The organism is Paenibacillus puldeungensis (genome assembly GCF_042678945.1).
Lineage (GTDB): Bacteria > Bacillota > Bacilli > Paenibacillales > Paenibacillaceae > Fontibacillus > Fontibacillus puldeungensis.
Map to the genome: position 1 here is coordinate 1 of NZ_JBHTLM010000023.1, position 16,266 is coordinate 16,266.

Below are 16,266 nucleotides of genomic sequence, written 5' to 3' on the forward strand. Positions count from 1 at the left end.
CTCGACGACCTGTATTCTCAACTCGTCAAACTTACTGTGTTGCACTCTCATACGGACTACCTCCAGCTAATTTTTATTGTATATTGTTTAGCCTGAAAGTGTCCAAGGTGATTAGGGGGCTTTATAGGATTGATGTATATCGTGCAACAATTTTGGGTTAATTGGGCCTACTGCTGCAATATTGTTGTACTTTTTACAACAATCCGGCCTGAAAAGCCCAGGACCCGATTCGATTGTTGTACAAAATACAATATTTTCTCCCACCACCACCTACCCCACTGCCACTTTTTCGATATTTATTAATCATGTTGAACAAAGAGACGGACAGCCTGCCTCACTATTCACAATATTCCATTTTAAGGATAATAATGTTAATGTTGATTTATGAACGCCCGAATTTTTAACACAGAAAGGCGGGACAACTCTGATGATGGATAATAATAATAATCATAAGCCATTCTCACTTCCTAACGACCCCCACGCTTCCAAGGCCCATTTTGATACAGAACAGAAAAAAATGCATACCGCTGGTCCTCCCGGGCTTTGGAGAGAGATCTCCAATTTACTGATCCTGGTTGCTATCATCGCTTTCATCATCGTACTAGTGAAAATTTTCTAACGAAGGAAGGTTACTTATGAAGTTAAAATGCGCCATCTTGGATGATTATCAAAAAATAGCCTTGCGCATGGCGGATTGGTCGTCGATTGCGGACAGAGTGGAAGTCACGGCAATACATGACCATTTCGAGCACGAGGATGATCTCGTCAAAGCGATTGCCAAATGCGATATCATCGTCATCATGCGTGAGCGTACTCCCTTTACGGCATCCCTCTTTAATCGCCTCCCGCAGCTCAAATTGTTAGTCACTACCGGTATGCGCAACGCCTCCATCGATATGACCGCCGCATCTAGCCATGGTGTTGTAGTTTGCGGGACTACCAGCCATTCTGAAGCACCGATGGAGCTTGCTTGGTCACTCATATTAGGTTTGGCGCGGCAGCTTGTACCTGAGCATCATTCATTTCAACATAGCGGCCCTTGGCAAACAACACTAGGCACCGATCTATTCGGTCGTACACTCGGCCTTCTCGGGCTTGGTAAAATCGGCAGCAAAATGGCCCACATCGCTCAAGCCTTCGGTATGGATGTCGTGGCATGGAGCCAAAATTTGACCCAGGAGAAAGCCGATGCGGCAGGTGTGCAATTGGCTGCTTCCAAGGAGGATTTGCTGCGGCGTAGTGATTTCGTCTCGATTCATCTCGTTCTTAGCGAGCGTACGAAAGGATTGATTGGAGCGAGAGAGCTTAATGAGATGCGCCCTACCGCCTATCTCATCAACACTTCACGGGCGCAAATCGTGGATCAGGAAGCGCTGATCCATGCTCTGCAAAGCAACCGGATCGCAGGGGCAGGCCTCGATGTTTATGATATCGAACCACTTCCCAAGGATCATCCTTTTCGGTCATTGCCCAATGTCCTCGCCACCCCGCATTTAGGTTATGTCACGGAGCGGAATTATCGTACTTATTTTAGCCAAGCAGTAGAGGATATCGAGGCATTTTTGGCCGGGGCCCCGCTTCGGATGCTAGGCGGCGCGCCGCAATAAAAAACATAAGCAAGCCGGTGTTGATCTACAAAATCAACAGCCGGCTTGTATGTTTCCATAGTATTAAATGTCCGTATGAGACAAAGCGAGCTGATCCTCCGGTAATGCCTTGGTCGTCCCATCACTATTTAGAATAGAACGCCAGGAGTAGCGCGGCTCATATCCAAGAACCCTCCGTGCCTTATCGATGGACATCAGCGTTTCGTACCCTTTTACTTCCTTTTTCAAAGGTACGTTCGGGAAATATTTTTTGACCAAATCCTCGCTTAAATCAGGCATAATCGTATCCGGGGCCGTGATATGAAACAACTCGTTTCCAAGGCCATTTTTCTCGATAGCTAGAAGGCATGCATTCGCTGCATCTCTTGCATCGCAGTATGCCCAAGCATTTTTCTTCTGAATATCCTTTTGCTGCTCATTCCAGTGCATGATGGGTATTTTCTCATATTCATCCGGCTCGTACATATTGGCAAATCGAAGCGAGACGATCTGCGCGTTCGTCAGTCTGTGAAACATCCCGCATAGCTGCTCCGTTAATGCTTTGGCCATCGCGTAAGATGATTTCATAAGCATAGGATGTTCCTCATCGACAGGAAGATAGGTCAACTCTTCCGGAACGAAAGGATAGCCTAGCACCGTTTCACTGGATGCCCACACCAGCTTTGGAATTTTTATATCTTTACAGGCCTCGAGAATATTAAAGTTGACGAGCATGTTGTTCTCAAAAATCGCCTGAGGCGTGTTCCGTACATCCACATTTCCTTTGTTTAAAATCCCCATTATTGGACGGTTTTATAAAATTGAGAATGGTGTTTCGAAAACTATCTGCAGTCGCCTCCATCTTGCTTGAGCAAGCATGGATTGCTGTCTTTCACAATTAAGGCCTCAAAAAAGCCCAGCAAAATCCTAATTCATATTGTTGTATTTAGTCGAATTTTGTCATACAATTTTTTGTAACTTGCTGTAACGCGATGAAACATCACTGCAGGTTAGAATTGCAAGATTGCCCAGGCGTGTAATTTAAACATTGACAGTTGACGAAGACACAACAAAAGGGGAGCATTCAATTGGAATCGAAAAAATTAACAAGAGGGCTAAAGTCAAGACACATTGAACTGATTGCACTCGGAGGAACGATTGGCGTCGGTTTATTTATGGGATCGGCGAGTACCATCAAATGGGCTGGACCTTCTGTATTACTGGCTTATCTCTTGGCCGGCATAATTATGTTTTTTGTCATGCGGATTATGGGAGAGATGCTGCATATTGAACCGGTAACTGGCTCCTTCGCGACTTTTGCTCACAAATATATCAGCCCATTGGTTGGGTTCATGACGGCCTGGAGCTACTGGTTCTTATGGGTAACAGTAGGTATGGCGGAAGTGACCGCTATAGGAATCTATGTAGGCTATTGGTTCCCGGACATTCCTCAATGGCTGCCTGCCTTATTGGGCGTTGGGATTATCGCTGCGGCCAATCTGGCTGCCGTGAAGTTTTATGGCGAATTTGAGTTCTGGTTTGCAACCATTAAGGTTGTAGCCATCGTCTTTATGCTTGTTATCGGTACGGGCATGATCTTCTTTGGCCTGGGGAACGGATGGCATCCGATCGGTCTCTCAAATCTCTATAGTCATGGCGGCTTCTTTGCCGGCGGCTTAAAAGGCTTCTTATTTGCGCTGTGTATCGTCACGGCGGCTTATCAAGGTATCGAGATGGTCGGAATTACGGCCGGTGAAGCGGAAAATCCTCAGCACACCTTAAAGAGAGCCATCAAAAATATCATTTGGCGCATTCTCATTTTTTATGTTGGAGCCATCTTTGTCATTGTTACGATCTACCCTTGGAATCAGGTGGGCGAAATCGGAAGTCCGTTCGTGCTCACCTTCGCCAAAGTAGGTATCGTGGCTGCAGCGGGGATTATCAACTTTGTCGTATTAACCGCTGCCATGTCGGGCTGTAACAGTGGGATTTACAGTGCAGGCCGCATGCTTTATACACTGTCTAAAAATGGGCAAGCCCCTAAATTTTTCGGAAAACTGTCCAAGGGCGGAGTTCCAAGAAACAGTATCTTTACAACTATTGCCTTGCTGCTGATCGGCGTGTTGTTTAACTATTTGGCGCCAAACTCGAAATTGTTTATTTATATTTACAGTGCGAGTATTTTGCCGGGAATGGTCCCTTGGTTTGCACTGGCGATCAGTCAATTCAAATTCAGAAAGAAATGGGCCAACGAAATGGCGGATCATCCGTTTAAGTCCCGTTTCTTCCCGATTAGCAACTATATAACGATTGTGTTCCTGGCGCTCGTTATTGTAGGAATGTGGTTCAACCCGGATACGCAGCTGTCCTTGATCGTTGGCGCTACGTTCATCGGACTTGTAATCGTAGGTTATTACATCTTTGGGCTAAATAAACGTTCGGCCCATGATGAGATTGACGAAGCCTAATCATTTGAGCAGTACAAACAGAGCGAGATCCGGGGATAACCTGCAATCTCGCTTTTTTTTTAATATTTTTTCTTATAGTACAATTTCAAGACAGCTTTTACCGTGACCAGGAAAATAAGCACCGCTAGCAGGGTCACGAATACTAACTGGTGGAAAAATCCAGAAACGATTGTGGCTGTTGCAACGACAGCAATAGAGAAATTAAATCCCATCCCGCCGATTTTGTCCTTGATGAGTTTGCTCCGCTCATCGTTCATTTCAATATACATTTTCTTTAGTCGATCCTCGCTGCTGAGCGCCATTTAAAACTCCTCCACCTCTGAAAAGTCAAAGACCTCTTCAATCGAAAGTCCGAAGTATTTTGCTATCTTGTAAGCCAGAATGAGCGAAGCTGTATATTTCTCGCACTCCAGCGAAGTAATCGTCTGCCTTGTGACACCGACGGCAAGTGCCAATTCTTCTTGGGATAGTTTGTGCTGCTTGCGCAACTCTTGTATACGAGTCTTCAAATATCAGGTCCTCCTTTTGCAATGTTAACTTTGCATTTATAGTATAGTTAGCTTTGCACAAAGTGTCAAGCTAGCTTTGCAATTAATAAACTGGTAACGTTGTGATGTATTTCGCTATCTGCGCATTCATTACTTGCTACAATATACATACCGACGGTCGGTATGGAGGTGAACAAACAAATGAAGCAAGCCAAAGAAGTTCGTGTTGAAGCATTGCTCAGCGCAGCCGTAGAGGAATTCCTTCAGAAAGGCTATGATGGCGCCTCGATTGATGGAATTGCCAGAAGGGCCGGCATGAGCAAAGGCGGGTTCTATCACCATTTTCCCAATAAGGAAGTTCTGCTGATGGAAGCTAACCGAAAGCTATCGGAGCCGATTGTCGCCATGGCTGAACAAGCTTATGCTGACGAAAGTCCGCTTCATGGATTGAGCAGGTATATTGAGCAATACATTACCTATTGGGCGGAGCATCCCAAAGAGCTTAGCTTCTTTTTTCTATCGATGTCAAAAGCTCTCCAATCCGAAATTTTGATGGATTACTACAAGGAGTACGTTAACGCGTCAACTGATTTTTTCACCGGAATGTTCCAGAAAGCTGCAACTGCAGGCGAAGCTCAAATATCTGATCCTGAAGCCTATGGAATTACGCTGATGGGCGCATTGGACGGCGTGCTGACGTATTCGATTATTCATCCGGAAGTGGATCCTAAACTGCTGGCTGAGCGCGTAGGGAAGATTTGGATCGATCACAAGTGAAGGATGTGCTGCGATGAGACAAGACGTTTTTCTTTCCGTAGAGGGGCTTTCGAAAAGGTACAAAAATATGGTGGCCGTCGATGAAATCAGTTTTTCGGTCTACCGTGGGGAAGTGTTCGGACTTTTAGGCCCAAATGGTGCCGGGAAGACAACCACGATCAAAATGCTGTGCGGCTTACTCAGGCCGGACTCCGGCGTCATCAGCTATAATGGGAAATCGATGTCCGGCAGCTATAACGACATAAAGTCCATCATCGGACTGTGTCCTCAGGAAATTGTCATTTGGGATCTGCTCACCTGTATGGAGCAATTGAAATTTGTAGGTATGTCCTATGGTCTTTCCGCTAACGAAGCAGTAAAAAAGGCAGACAGCTTGCTCTCGTCCTTAGGTCTATCAGAAAAAAGAGACAAGCTCGCCAAGACACTTTCCGGGGGCATGCAGCGCAGGCTTAATATCGCTCTCGCCTTAGTCCACGATCCGGAAATTATTATTTTGGACGAGCCTCAGGCCGGTCTTGATCCGCAAAGCCGCATTCTCGTGCGTGATTTCATTAGAAACCTAGCTAAAGACAAGACCGTCATCCTGACCACCCATGATATGGACGAAGCCGATCGATTGTCCGACCGGATTGCCATCGTCGATCATGGCAAAATTCTGTTAGTAGACACCCCCGACAATATTAAAGCGAAAGCGGGAGCCGGAGATATTTTGCAGGTTCGTGTTGGTGCGGATGTGATCCATGAGGATTTGGCGGAACACATCATGCAATCCTTACCGGCTGACTTTACCGAAAAAAGGTTCGCTGACGGTTGTTTTTTTCTGGGGGCCGCTGACTTACTGGAGCTTGTTCCTGCAGTAAACCAAACACTCAAAGCTTATCATGTAGCTGCTCAAGATATGACTGTCCGAAAGCGCACGCTGGAGGATGCGTTCATTGCGATGACCGGAAGGGGGCTGCGGGAATGAAACTGGTTGCTTCCATGGAGAAGACGCTTAAGGAAAACGTCAGAGACTGGAAAGTTCTTGTCATGGTGCTGATCTTCTCACCATTCTTTATTTTGCTCATGAATCTGTTTTACGGCGGAGCGCCAACTACATACCAAGTGGGAGTACTCAACTATGATGCGGGCCATAAATCCGCAATTCTTATACAGCACATAGAATCAGCTGCTCAAGGCAAAGATGGATCCAGCCTTTTCAAGATTACTCCGCTTGATGATCAGCAAGATCTGGAGACCAAGGTCAAAGATAAGACCGTAGATATCGGTATCGTTATTCCTAAGGATTACTCGGGAAAGCTAGAGGAGAATGCCACTGGAAAGACTAAAGCCCCTGCTGTTGTCCGTTTCTACGGAAGCATGGGCAATATGAAATATACACTCGCCGCCGTTTTCGCGTCTGATGCCATCACAAAGCAAGGGATGGAAGTCGCGAAGGTAACTCTCCCTGCTAATATCCATGAGACTCTGCTTGAAAAGAAACAGCCGCTAAACGAGTTCGAACAATATGTTCCAGGAACGATATCGCTTGCCGTACTAATGATTCTATTCTCCGCGTCCGCCTCAATCGTAAAAGAAAACGATAAGAGAACATTGATTCGGCTCAAGCTGAGCAAACTAGGTGCTTTTCATTTCCTTGGCGGCGTTAGCATCGTTCAGACCATCATCGCCTTAGTCGCAATCATCCTATCCTACTGGACGGCGCTTGGACTCGGCTACAAACCCGTAGGCGGCTTTGGTGCAGTGCTTGCCGTAGGGATCGTATCAAGCTTTTCTATGGTTGCGATCAGTCTGGTGGTGGCCAGCTTCCTAAACACCGTATTTGATGTTTTAACCATCGGATGTTTTCCGTTCTTTATACAAATGTTCTTCACCGGAAGCATGTTCCCGCTGCCTAAAGTGAACCTTTTCACGATTGGAGGACATCACTTCGGGATTACGGACCTCCTTCCCCTTACGCATACGGCCAGTGCGTTTAATAAAATTCTGAACTTTGGCAGTGGGATTGCGGACGTATCCTTTGAAATCTTCATGATTGTCCTGCTTACGGTATTTTACTTTGTACTCGGCCTGCTTTTATATCAAAAGCGGAAGCTTTCCAAGGCATAAGAGTGAGCTTGAGAATTGTTGAATAAAGGTGTTTTTTCCCTCGCCGTTTTCCACCTTTTTGCGGTAAAATGAGTAGTGATCGTCATTTTTCCCAAATTGAGGAGGCCCAATATGAATGAGCAGCGAAAGGTAAATATCTTGTATGGCAAGCAAATCTATCTGCGCCCGGCCGTTCCAAATGATCTGGATGACTACTATACCTATTTGTGCGATGCAGAAGTGGGCAAATTTACAGGCACTCAGCAAACTTTTACCAAAGAAGGAACAGTCCGTTGGCTTGAGAAAATTTCAACACCGGACGATAGCCGAGTTGATCTTATGATTATTACCAAGGATACTGATCAACTGGTCGGAGAAGTGGTGCTAAACGACATCGACCCGGTTAATCGAAGCGCCAATATCCGCATCGGTATTACCGGCGGGGAGAATCGAGGAAAAGGCTACGGTTCAGAGGCCCTGCTCCTCATGCTTTGGCATGCGTTTGAAAAGCTGCATCTGCATCGGGTTGAGCTTGGAGTTTTTGCATTTAACAAAAGAGCTGTTCATGTCTATGAGAAATTAGGCTTCAATCGAGAAGGTGTCCAAAGGGATTTGTTATTTCTGAACCAGGAGTACCACGATAGTATCCTCATGAGTATGCTTGAGCATGAGTATAGAGAGAAGTATATGGTAGAGTCTAAATGAGCAACCCTAGTGTGACGATGAAGTTACAAGGCGAGCACATCATCGTTACTGCGGCTCAGGAGACGGATGCGGAGTCCCTATTCAACCTAATGTCGGCTCCATGAAGGTGCTGCTCAAGGCAGGCTTCACAAAAGAAGGCATTGCAAGGAAAAACGTAAGGATCAACGGAAAATGGGAGGATCATCAGACATTAGCCATTCTGGAGGAAGACGTTATAAACCCACAAAGTGACATAATCCCTTGTACTGACGTTAATGATAGGACTAACCTTGGGTAAATATCTACACTGGGGTGAATACATTGGGTAAAGCTAGAGTGTCGGAAGTAACGGCTCACTTTCGTGCCGACGTCGAATCTGTCTGGAATTTCGTTACCGATCTTCAGAATTACACATGGCGCAGTGACATTAAGCGAATTGATGTTCTAAGTGACGGGAATAAGTTTGTCGAGTATGCACCTAACGGGAATGCTACAACATTTACGATCACGGTCAAAGAACCTTACAAAGAGTACGCCTTTTCGATGGAGCATAAAATGTTTACCGGCAGCTGGTATGGTCATTTCTCGGAAAGTGAATCCGGAGGAACTACGATCACCTTTGTTGAACAAATTCATATCCATAATCCCATCATTAAGCTGCTCTCGTATGCTTTGATGAATTTAAAGAAGATGCAACTGACCTACATATCGGATTTAAAAAAGGCATTGGGCGAATCGTAGGAAGGAACGTCAATTGACGTTCTTTCCAAGGCGACTGACCGCTTATTCTATATTATCCTGTCTAATAAATCCCCCACTTGCTCTGCCATTTCCTTCGGTGGATAAGGCATACCATTTTTTAGCCACCATTCCACTACACCTACGTAAGCATTTGCAACAAATTCGGCAACTATATCTTTATTTTGACCGAGATTTTTGCCTTTTGTTACATCTACGTCTTTTTTGAATTCTTCGATATTATGCTGAACAAACCGGCTGCGAAAATACGGAGCTCCTTCACTTGCCAACATCGTCGAAAAAAACAAGTAATTACTTTCAAGATATTCCATGCAGAGTACAGTCGCTTCAATCCAATTCATTTCAGCTTCCAACTCACAAAGATTAGCCATGTTATGGATATGTTCTTCAATGATCTTATCCAACAGATCAAATTTATCCAAGTAATGAAGGTAAACCGTTGCGCGGTTAATATTTGCCCTGTCAGAAATATCCTGAATCGTAATGCTATCGAAATTTTTTTCAGACATTAATTCCAGGAAAGCTTTTTTAATTGCTTCTTGGGTTCTTGTTACCCTTCTATCTACTTTTGTCACGTTAAAAACACCATGCTTTCTTGAAATAATCAACAAATTTTATCGTTTTGTTGCGTAAACAACAAAACTGATTAAAATGACTAGCCATGTGCCTTGTAATTACTATTTTTGTTGTATAAATTATAGACAGATGTCGAGAATACATCAATAGTTGTTTTGATAATTTGAAGGGGCGAAAAAACAAAATGGCAATTGAGAATAAAGTGGTTGTTATTACAGGCGCAAGTTCAGGTATTGGGGAAGCTACTGCTAAGCTGTTAGCTGAGAAGGGCGCAAAAGTTGTACTTGGTGCAAGACGTGAAGAGCGTTTAGTAAAATTAGCCAACGAAATCAAAGCGAATGGGGGTCAAGCGGCGTATCGCGTCACAGATGTTGTTAATCCAGATGATAATCAGCAGCTTGTTCAACTAGCTAAAGACACTTTTGGTGGTGTTGATGTAATCTTCTTGAACGCTGGATTAATGCCTAATTCACCACTTTCCGCATTAAAAACTGATGATTGGAACAATATGGTTGACGTTAATATTAAGGGTGTATTGAATGGGATCGCTGCAGTATTGCCAACATTTACATCGCAAAAGTCAGGACATATCATCACTACTTCATCAGTAGCTGGGCTAAAAGCTTACCCAGGCGGTGCAGTTTATGGCGCAACAAAGTGGGCTGTTCGTGATTTAATGGAAGTTTTGCGTATGGAATCTGCCCAAGAAGGTACTAACATCCGCACAGCAACTATTTATCCGGCAGCGATCAACACGGAATTGTTGGATACGATTACTGATAAGAATATTTCAAGTGGTATGACTGCATTGTACGAACAATACGGCATTTCACCTGATCGAATTGCCAATGTTGTTGCATTCGCGATTGATCAACCAGAAGATACGAACGTAAATGAGTTTACCATTGGGCCAACAAGTCAACCTTGGTAATAATCATAAGATAAGATAAAGCTAAGAAGCTATTCATTTTCTAAAGCATAGGCTGTCGAGAAGACCTCGACAGCTTTATCATTTCTTCTATAAACGATTAGCCGAAAAGGAGGGAATAAATTGTCAAGGGATATAAAAGTTGCACTTGTTACTGGCGGAAATCGAGGAATTGGATATGAGTTGGTCAAACTATTGGCTTTGAAAGGTTTTAAGGTGATATTGGCAAGTCGGGATCCAGAGAAGGGTCATAAAGCGATACAACAACTTAGGAAGTCAAATTTGGACGTTTCGTTTGTGTCGATAGATGTAGATAATCGAGAAAGCATCCGTCAAGCTTCGGCTACAGTAAATGAGCGTTATGGAAGATTAGACGTATTGATTAATAATGCTGGCGTGTATCTGGATGAGAATAGAAAGTTAGTGGCTATGGACCCTTCTATTCTGGAGAAAACAATGGCAACCAATTTCTTTGGAGTTTACCATGTGATACGTTCCTTTATCCCCCTCATGGAAAAGCAAGGCTATGGGAGAATTATTAATGTTTCCTCAGAATATGGGGCGATGAGCGAGATGTCACATCAAGGAGTAGGAGCTTATAAGTTGTCTAAACTTGCCCTAAATGCATTGACACAATTGCTAGCTGCAGAAAACCATGGTGATATCAAAATAAATGCAGCCGATCCGGGGTGGGTGAGTTCAGATATGGGTGGACCATCTGCTCCAAGAACCCCTAAGCAAGCTGCCGAATCTATCCTTTGGTTAGCGACAATAGGACCTGAAGGACCCAACGGAGGATTCTTCAGAGATGAAAAACGAATCGAATGGTAGCGGGTCATCTCGTGAGTGACGGTTTTTTAATTGCTTTAGAATAATCTTTCAAATAGATGAAACGCATAAGAGCACATTCCAAACGGTGAATTGGCTTGCTTTTATCTCCAAATAGCAATGCGCCAATGAACGCTTTGCAATTCTTCTCCATTACCATCGCCACAGCAGCTGCATCTCCCTTGGAGCCCCCGCAGCATAATGCGCCAGATTTTCGGATGAACACGGCTGAAGCACCTTTCAGCGCGGCATTTATTGGGGCAGAATGCTTTTCCACCGTTTTTACTGAGGTCCCCACAAGCTGCGCAAAGTCGTCCAGATATGGACGAAGCGTGATGCCAACGTGCGATACGGCTGCGATATTTGGAGTATTTGCATGGACGATATAGTTGATTTTTCGATGCTTCTTAAAAATATTATGATACATTCTCGCTTCTTCAGGCAGAGAGGCGTCCAACTGGTCAAACTTGACGTTCACGATGCCGCCCCCGCTCATATGCATTCGAAAACCGTTCCCGGTCCTCTCTGCCTCGCTAAAACAACCTTGCTGCATGCTGCCAGGAACCATTTCTGCCGAGCCGGTAAGACGTGAAATCGCATAGCGCCTCATCTGATCGGGGTCATAATCGGTATGCCCGCTGACTCTCAAATAGTGTCCGGTGACAAAGCGATCACAGGCGTTTTCCAGTTCCGAGGCAACTGTAAAGGCTTGATCATCATTCTCTCCAAAACAAAGCGCACCGTGATTGGTCAAAATAACGGCATTGCCTTTCGAACGGGTCAATGTAAGCGCGACGCTCTGGGCCAGCTTTTTTGTGGTCGGCAAGGCGTACGGAGCGCAGATCACTTCTCCGCCAAGAAGGGGCAATCCTCCCTCCACTTTCATGGAATCCACCCCGACGGCGCTAACTACGGATGCATTCTCCTGATGCGTGTGAATGACAAAATGAACGTCCGGATGCTGCCTGTAAACCGCAGCATGGATGCCCTTTTCCGACGAAGGCTTGATATCGCCGCTATAGCTGCAATCTGAAATTTCAACTTCAACGATATCGTCCGGCGTCAAAGATAAATAGTCTCTTCCTCTCGGTGTGATCACGAATCGACTTTCGCTGATCCGGCAGCTTACATTCCCCCACGTGCGGGCAATGAGTTTCGACTCGACTAGCTTTCGGCCAGCCTCAACAACTCTTTCCTTGGCTTCAGCAATATTCATGATAACCTCCATCGCACATCACGACATTAAGCTATTATTCCAATATGCTTAAACACATTTTCAAATCTGGTCAGCACATCCGCGATCATCTCGTCCGTATAGGCTGCGCTGGTATACAGCCTGCTTCCTGCCAACGTTACGATCCCCTCCGCCATATAGGCCGCTCCCATATGCTCCATTTCTTTTTTTCGCTCGGACGTTGCCTTTAATATTTTGGGGATTTCCCAAGGTTTGGACCATTGGATGGCATGATGCAAGGTTCCGACCGTTTCAAGATGGCAGATTGATCCCTGGTTAAATGCCACGAACGGCAGGTCATATTTTTGAATAAGCAGCTGTAAGCCCTTGATCAGCTTATCGCCCATCTCCCCTGCTCGCTCTGCCGCATTCGTCCTCTCGATTTCACAAAGCGTATAATATCCGGCAACGCAGCTAAGCGGATTAGCCGCCATCGTACCGCCGACAAGGGCCTTCTTATGCTTTTCCCCGGATTGCAAACCTGCCGCCAAAAATTTCATATACTCTTTCTTGCCGCCGAGACCGCCCGCAGCCGGATATCCGCCGGCAACCACCTTCCCGAAAATCGTTAAATCCGGAGAAACGCCAAAGTAGCCCTGTGCACCGGCCATGCCGATTCGAAAGGCGGTTACCACCTCGTCAAACACCAGCAAAGCGCCATATTTACGGCAGAGCTCCTCCACTCCCTTGTTAAAATCCTTGTCGAGAGGTCTTGTTCCGCTTTCAGGGCCAACCGGCTCGATCAGAACGGCAGCCGTACCGCCTCGCAAACGGTTCAACTGCAGTTTTTTTTCAAGGTCATGCAAATCGCCGGGAAAGAACTCCTGGGTGTGTTTGAAAATATAACGCGGAACGCCATGGGACTGCGTCCATTTGGAGCCGGGAATGCGGATGCCGTAAGCGAGCTGGTCGCTCCAGCCATGATAGGCCCCGCCCATCTTGATGATATTCTTCTTTTTGGTAGCAAGACGCGCAACGCGTATGGCCGCCATGCAGGCTTCAGTCCCTGACCCCAACATCCTGAACATATCGACGGTTTTTATGTTTTCAGAGATCTTCTTCGCAAGCTTATACTCGAATTCATGAAAAAGCCCCGTGGACGGACCGCAATCATTCAGCAGCTCGATAACCTTGCTGCGCACCTCGATCGGGTTGCTTCCCAAAACGGTCGGGCCGCCCGCTTGCAGAAAATCATAATATGTATTGCCGTCGATGTCATACAGATAGGCTCCCTCGGCTTTAGTAAAAACCAGCGGAAACGGGTAATTAAAGGCAAGGTTATGCTGAACGCCTCCGGGAATGACAGTTTTCGCTTCTTCAATCATTTTTCTGGATCCGGAACATCGCTTGCCGTAATACTCTTCTATGTAGATTTTTAGTGTCTCGGGCCTGATGGAGTAAATCGGTTTTCTGATCAATTCGTCCAGTTGCTTGATGATCGAAGCAGTATTCGGATATTCAGAAATCGCGAATCGATTATCCATACGTCCCTCCCCCATTTTCCAACACCGGAATAAGTCAATCTCATAGTCATATTTATTGCAAAACTCTGATAATATGTTACGACTTGAAATGAAAGGATGTGCATTTGTGGCGGACTATGTCATTGCCTATGATGTAGGAACGACCGGAATAAAAACCTGTGTATTTGAAATTTCGAACGCCATAAAGCTGATTGCTTCCGCTATGGAGGGGTATAAGCTTTACGTGATGGATAATGGAGGCGCCGAGCAAGAGCCGAATGACTGGTGGGATGCGATGTGCAGAACAACAAACCGAGTGCTGGTGGAAAGCGGCATTCCTGCTGAACGCATTCTGGGCATTTCCTTTTGCTCTCAAATGCAGGGGCTCGTTCTTGTTGACAAGAATGGAGAGCCTGTACGGCGCGCCATGAGTTATTTGGATCAGCGGGCACAGAAGGAGCTCAAGGAAGGAATAGCTCATGGTTTGCGGATTGCCGGAGTGAACCTGTTCAAGCTGCTTAAATCGCTCTCCATTACCAGGGCTGTGGCAGCCAGTATCAAGGACCCCGTCTGGAAGTATAAATGGGTGGAAAGCAATGAGCCCGAAGTCTATGAAAAGATATATAAGTGGTTGGATGTAAAGGAGTACTTGATCTGCAAATGTACGGGCGCCTTTATCATGACACAGGACAGCGCTTTTGCCACTCTGCTTTATGATACTCGCAAAGGGATGAACTGCATCAGTAAGGAATTATGCAGGATGTATGGCGTAAATGCGGAGCATCTTCCTGAAATCGTTCGCAGTACGGATATGGTGGGCCGCATCACAAAAGAAGCGGCAGTCAAACTGCATTTGCAAGAGGGAACGCCTGTGTTCGGCGGAGGCGGGGACGCTTCACTGATCGGCGTGGGAGCAGGCGCAGTGGAGCCAGGCAGCACGCATATCTACTCAGGCACCTCCGGCTGGGTGTCGACTGTCGCCAATAAGCAAGTGGTAGATGCTTCATCAATGATCGCTGCCATCGTCGGAGTCAATCCCGGAGCCTTTAACTATTTTGCTGAACTCGAAACGGCTGGCAAGTGTCTGGAATGGGTCAAGGATCATCTCGCGTTGGATGAAATCGATATTTATTTGGAAAAGAAACACATTTCGGAATCCACGGAAAATCTTTTCACAAGCTTATACGATTATATGATGCACGCCGTCCAACATGTGCCGGCAGGCAGCAATGGGGTTATTTTCACACCTTGGCTGCATGGTAACCGCTGCCCTTTCGAAGACGCCAATGCACGCGGCATGTTCTTTAATATCAGTCTGGAAACCGGAAAAACCGAGATGATTCATGCCGTTCTTGAAGGCATCTGCTATCATTTAAGGTGGCAGCTTGAGGTTCAAGAGAAAAAAGTAAAAACCTCTAAGATCATACGTTTTGTGGGAGGCGGCGCATTAGCCCCTCTTACCTGTCAGATTCTTTCGGATATCCTCGGCCGGGAAATTGAAACCGTCGATAGCCCGCAAAATGCCGGAGCCGTCGGCGCTGCCTTGATGGCTGCCGTTGGACTTGGAATGATCGATCAGGTTAACGATGCGAAACAATGGATTAAAGCCAATGCGCGCTACCTTCCCGATATGGCGAACAAGTCAAAGCATGACAGGAACTATCAAGTGTTCAAATCGCTGTATAGAGCCAATAAGAAAAGCTTTCGCCTTCTTAATGACAGGAAAGCTTCTAGTGTAAGCCTTAGCAACTAAAAGCTGCGCGCCGCTTCTTTAGCCCGAGCGATCGCAGCTTCTTTGATTTCCTGCGCTTTTTCAGGTGCATAAGCGTGCCCTTCCACAAAAATCCCCTCAAAGGAAGGAACGCCAAAAAACTTCATGAGTGCACTTAAGTGTCTATGCCCCATTTCCATCTCTGCGGCCGGTCCCTCCGAATAAACGCCACCGCGTGCTTGAATGTGCAGCGCTTTTTTATTCGTCAGCAGGCCTACAGGCCCTTGCTCCGTATACTTAAAGGATTTTCCCGCTACAGATACGGCATCAATATACGATTTCATGACAGGCGGGTAAGAAAAATTCCAGAATGGCGTGACAAAAATATATTTATCCGCCTCCACAAACTGATCACTAAGCTGACCAAGGCGTCCAACCTTGGCTTTTTCCTGCTCGGATAGCTCTTCAAAGCCTTTTCCCGATTGCAGTTTCCCCCATCCGCTAAACACATCGGCATCGATGTGAGGAATGGACTCACGGTACAAATCAATATGAACGACCTCATCGCTAGGGTTCGCTTGCTTATAAATGTCGATAAAGGCTTGGCCAACAGCCATACTAAACGACGTGGAATGGTCATGCGGATGGGCTGTGATATACAGCACCTTTGCCATTG

At 45.9% G+C, this 16,266-nt stretch carries 18 protein-coding genes and 1 pseudogene; 12 read left to right on the forward strand and 7 right to left on the reverse strand.

Annotated elements, in window-relative coordinates; translation table 11 throughout:
• The first annotated feature begins 427 nt into the window (after positions 1-427).
• Entirely contained in the window at positions 428-619 is a 192-nt protein-coding gene (locus tag ACFQ3W_RS22070; protein ID WP_379321397.1) for a hypothetical protein, read from the forward strand.
• Between the two features lie 16 nt (positions 620-635).
• The gene (locus ACFQ3W_RS22075; protein WP_379321398.1) at positions 636-1,607 is read left to right on the forward strand and encodes a D-2-hydroxyacid dehydrogenase family protein; all 972 of its coding nucleotides are present in this window, start codon (positions 636-638) and stop codon (positions 1,605-1,607) included.
• A 63-nt stretch (positions 1,608-1,670) separates the two neighbouring features.
• Here the strand turns inward: ACFQ3W_RS22075 and ACFQ3W_RS22080 are convergent, their stop codons facing one another.
• A complete protein-coding gene (locus ACFQ3W_RS22080; RefSeq protein ID WP_379321399.1) occupies positions 1,671-2,363 on the reverse strand; it encodes an NAD-dependent epimerase/dehydratase family protein in 693 nt (230 codons plus the stop codon).
• A 311-nt stretch (positions 2,364-2,674) separates the two neighbouring features.
• On the opposite strand from ACFQ3W_RS22080, the gene ACFQ3W_RS22085 reads away from it, so the two are divergent.
• Positions 2,675-4,054: an amino acid permease gene (locus ACFQ3W_RS22085; RefSeq protein WP_379321400.1), complete on the forward strand. Its 1,380-nt coding sequence runs from the start codon at positions 2,675-2,677 to the stop codon at positions 4,052-4,054.
• Between the two features lie 59 nt (positions 4,055-4,113).
• Here the strand turns inward: ACFQ3W_RS22085 and ACFQ3W_RS22090 are convergent, their stop codons facing one another.
• Both ACFQ3W_RS22090 and ACFQ3W_RS22095 read right to left on the reverse strand, forming a co-directional pair.
• The gene (locus ACFQ3W_RS22090) at positions 4,114-4,356 is read right to left on the reverse strand and encodes a hypothetical protein (RefSeq protein WP_379321401.1); all 243 of its coding nucleotides are present in this window, start codon (positions 4,354-4,356) and stop codon (positions 4,114-4,116) included.
• Positions 4,357-4,563: a helix-turn-helix transcriptional regulator gene (locus tag ACFQ3W_RS22095; protein ID WP_379321402.1), complete on the reverse strand. Its 207-nt coding sequence runs from the start codon at positions 4,561-4,563 to the stop codon at positions 4,357-4,359.
• A 180-nt stretch (positions 4,564-4,743) separates the two neighbouring features.
• Here ACFQ3W_RS22095 and ACFQ3W_RS22100 point away from each other — a divergent pair, with 180 nt between their 5' ends.
• The 6 genes and pseudogenes from ACFQ3W_RS22100 to ACFQ3W_RS22125 all read left to right on the forward strand — a co-directional run bounded on the left by ACFQ3W_RS22100 (position 4,744) and on the right by ACFQ3W_RS22125 (position 8,832).
• The gene (locus tag ACFQ3W_RS22100) at positions 4,744-5,319 is read left to right on the forward strand and encodes a TetR/AcrR family transcriptional regulator (protein WP_379321403.1); all 576 of its coding nucleotides are present in this window, start codon (positions 4,744-4,746) and stop codon (positions 5,317-5,319) included.
• Positions 5,320-5,332: 13 nt separating this feature from the next.
• Positions 5,333-6,286: an ABC transporter ATP-binding protein gene (locus tag ACFQ3W_RS22105; protein WP_379321404.1), complete on the forward strand. Its 954-nt coding sequence runs from the start codon at positions 5,333-5,335 to the stop codon at positions 6,284-6,286.
• Entirely contained in the window at positions 6,283-7,428 is a 1,146-nt protein-coding gene (locus ACFQ3W_RS22110) for an ABC transporter permease (protein ID WP_379321405.1), read from the forward strand. Before ACFQ3W_RS22105 ends, ACFQ3W_RS22110 begins: the two co-directional genes overlap by 4 nt.
• Before the next feature lie 111 nt (positions 7,429-7,539).
• The gene (locus ACFQ3W_RS22115) at positions 7,540-8,112 is read left to right on the forward strand and encodes a GNAT family N-acetyltransferase (RefSeq protein ID WP_379321406.1); all 573 of its coding nucleotides are present in this window, start codon (positions 7,540-7,542) and stop codon (positions 8,110-8,112) included.
• 88 nt (positions 8,113-8,200) lie between these two features.
• Positions 8,201-8,323: pseudogene (locus ACFQ3W_RS22120) on the forward strand (GNAT family N-acetyltransferase); the annotation flags it as partial.
• Between the two features lie 89 nt (positions 8,324-8,412).
• Positions 8,413-8,832, forward strand: coding sequence for an SRPBCC family protein (locus tag ACFQ3W_RS22125; protein WP_379321407.1), 420 nt, complete (start codon positions 8,413-8,415; stop codon positions 8,830-8,832).
• Positions 8,833-8,879: 47 nt separating this feature from the next.
• On the opposite strand, the gene ACFQ3W_RS22130 is transcribed toward ACFQ3W_RS22125, so the two are convergent.
• Positions 8,880-9,425, reverse strand: a complete 546-nt coding sequence (locus ACFQ3W_RS22130) for a TetR/AcrR family transcriptional regulator (protein ID WP_379321408.1) — start codon at positions 9,423-9,425, stop codon at positions 8,880-8,882.
• Between the two features lie 185 nt (positions 9,426-9,610).
• On the opposite strand from ACFQ3W_RS22130, the gene ACFQ3W_RS22135 reads away from it, so the two are divergent.
• Positions 9,611-10,357 carry an SDR family oxidoreductase gene (locus ACFQ3W_RS22135; protein ID WP_379321409.1) on the forward strand — a complete coding sequence of 249 codons (747 nt, stop codon included), beginning with the start codon at positions 9,611-9,613 and terminating at the stop codon, positions 10,355-10,357.
• A 120-nt stretch (positions 10,358-10,477) separates the two neighbouring features.
• Positions 10,478-11,185, forward strand: coding sequence for an SDR family oxidoreductase (locus ACFQ3W_RS22140; RefSeq protein WP_379321410.1), 708 nt, complete (start codon positions 10,478-10,480; stop codon positions 11,183-11,185).
• Positions 11,186-11,189: 4 nt separating this feature from the next.
• Here the strand turns inward: ACFQ3W_RS22140 and ACFQ3W_RS22145 are convergent, their stop codons facing one another.
• Entirely contained in the window at positions 11,190-12,398 is a 1,209-nt protein-coding gene (locus ACFQ3W_RS22145) for a class II aldolase/adducin family protein (RefSeq protein ID WP_379321411.1), read from the reverse strand.
• A gap of 26 nt (positions 12,399-12,424) precedes the next feature.
• Complete coding sequence (locus ACFQ3W_RS22150) at positions 12,425-13,900, reverse strand: aspartate aminotransferase family protein (protein ID WP_379321412.1); 1,476 nt, start codon at positions 13,898-13,900, stop codon at positions 12,425-12,427.
• A gap of 106 nt (positions 13,901-14,006) precedes the next feature.
• Between ACFQ3W_RS22150 and ACFQ3W_RS22155 the strand changes: the two genes are divergently transcribed.
• Positions 14,007-15,632: a xylulokinase gene (locus ACFQ3W_RS22155; RefSeq protein ID WP_379321413.1), complete on the forward strand. Its 1,626-nt coding sequence runs from the start codon at positions 14,007-14,009 to the stop codon at positions 15,630-15,632.
• Here the strand turns inward: ACFQ3W_RS22155 and ACFQ3W_RS22160 are convergent.
• A complete protein-coding gene (locus ACFQ3W_RS22160) occupies positions 15,629-16,264 on the reverse strand; it encodes an FMN-dependent NADH-azoreductase (protein WP_379321414.1) in 636 nt (211 codons plus the stop codon). The genes ACFQ3W_RS22155 and ACFQ3W_RS22160 overlap by 4 nt on opposite strands.
• Positions 16,265-16,266 lie beyond the last annotated feature (2 nt).

What these genes read in the sequence shown, in the direction of transcription:
- ACFQ3W_RS22070 (WP_379321397.1), top strand. Translation starts at nt 428, where the DNA reads ATGATGGATAATAATAATAATCATAAGCCATTCTCACTTCCTAACGAC.
- ACFQ3W_RS22075 (WP_379321398.1), top strand. Translation starts at nt 636, where the DNA reads ATGAAGTTAAAATGCGCCATCTTGGATGATTATCAAAAAATAGCCTTG.
- ACFQ3W_RS22090 (WP_379321401.1), bottom strand. Translation starts at nt 4,356, where the DNA reads ATGGCGCTCAGCAGCGAGGATCGACTAAAGAAAATGTATATTGAAATG.
- ACFQ3W_RS22100 (WP_379321403.1), top strand. Translation starts at nt 4,744, where the DNA reads ATGAAGCAAGCCAAAGAAGTTCGTGTTGAAGCATTGCTCAGCGCAGCC.
- ACFQ3W_RS22105 (WP_379321404.1), top strand. Translation starts at nt 5,333, where the DNA reads ATGAGACAAGACGTTTTTCTTTCCGTAGAGGGGCTTTCGAAAAGGTAC.
- ACFQ3W_RS22110 (WP_379321405.1), top strand. Translation starts at nt 6,283, where the DNA reads ATGAAACTGGTTGCTTCCATGGAGAAGACGCTTAAGGAAAACGTCAGA.
- ACFQ3W_RS22115 (WP_379321406.1), top strand. Translation starts at nt 7,540, where the DNA reads ATGAATGAGCAGCGAAAGGTAAATATCTTGTATGGCAAGCAAATCTAT.
- ACFQ3W_RS22135 (WP_379321409.1), top strand. Translation starts at nt 9,611, where the DNA reads ATGGCAATTGAGAATAAAGTGGTTGTTATTACAGGCGCAAGTTCAGGT.
- ACFQ3W_RS22145 (WP_379321411.1), bottom strand. Translation starts at nt 12,398, where the DNA reads ATGAATATTGCTGAAGCCAAGGAAAGAGTTGTTGAGGCTGGCCGAAAG.
- ACFQ3W_RS22150 (WP_379321412.1), bottom strand. Translation starts at nt 13,900, where the DNA reads ATGGATAATCGATTCGCGATTTCTGAATATCCGAATACTGCTTCGATC.
- ACFQ3W_RS22160 (WP_379321414.1), bottom strand. Translation starts at nt 16,264, where the DNA reads ATGGCAAAGGTGCTGTATATCACAGCCCATCCGCATGACCATTCCACG.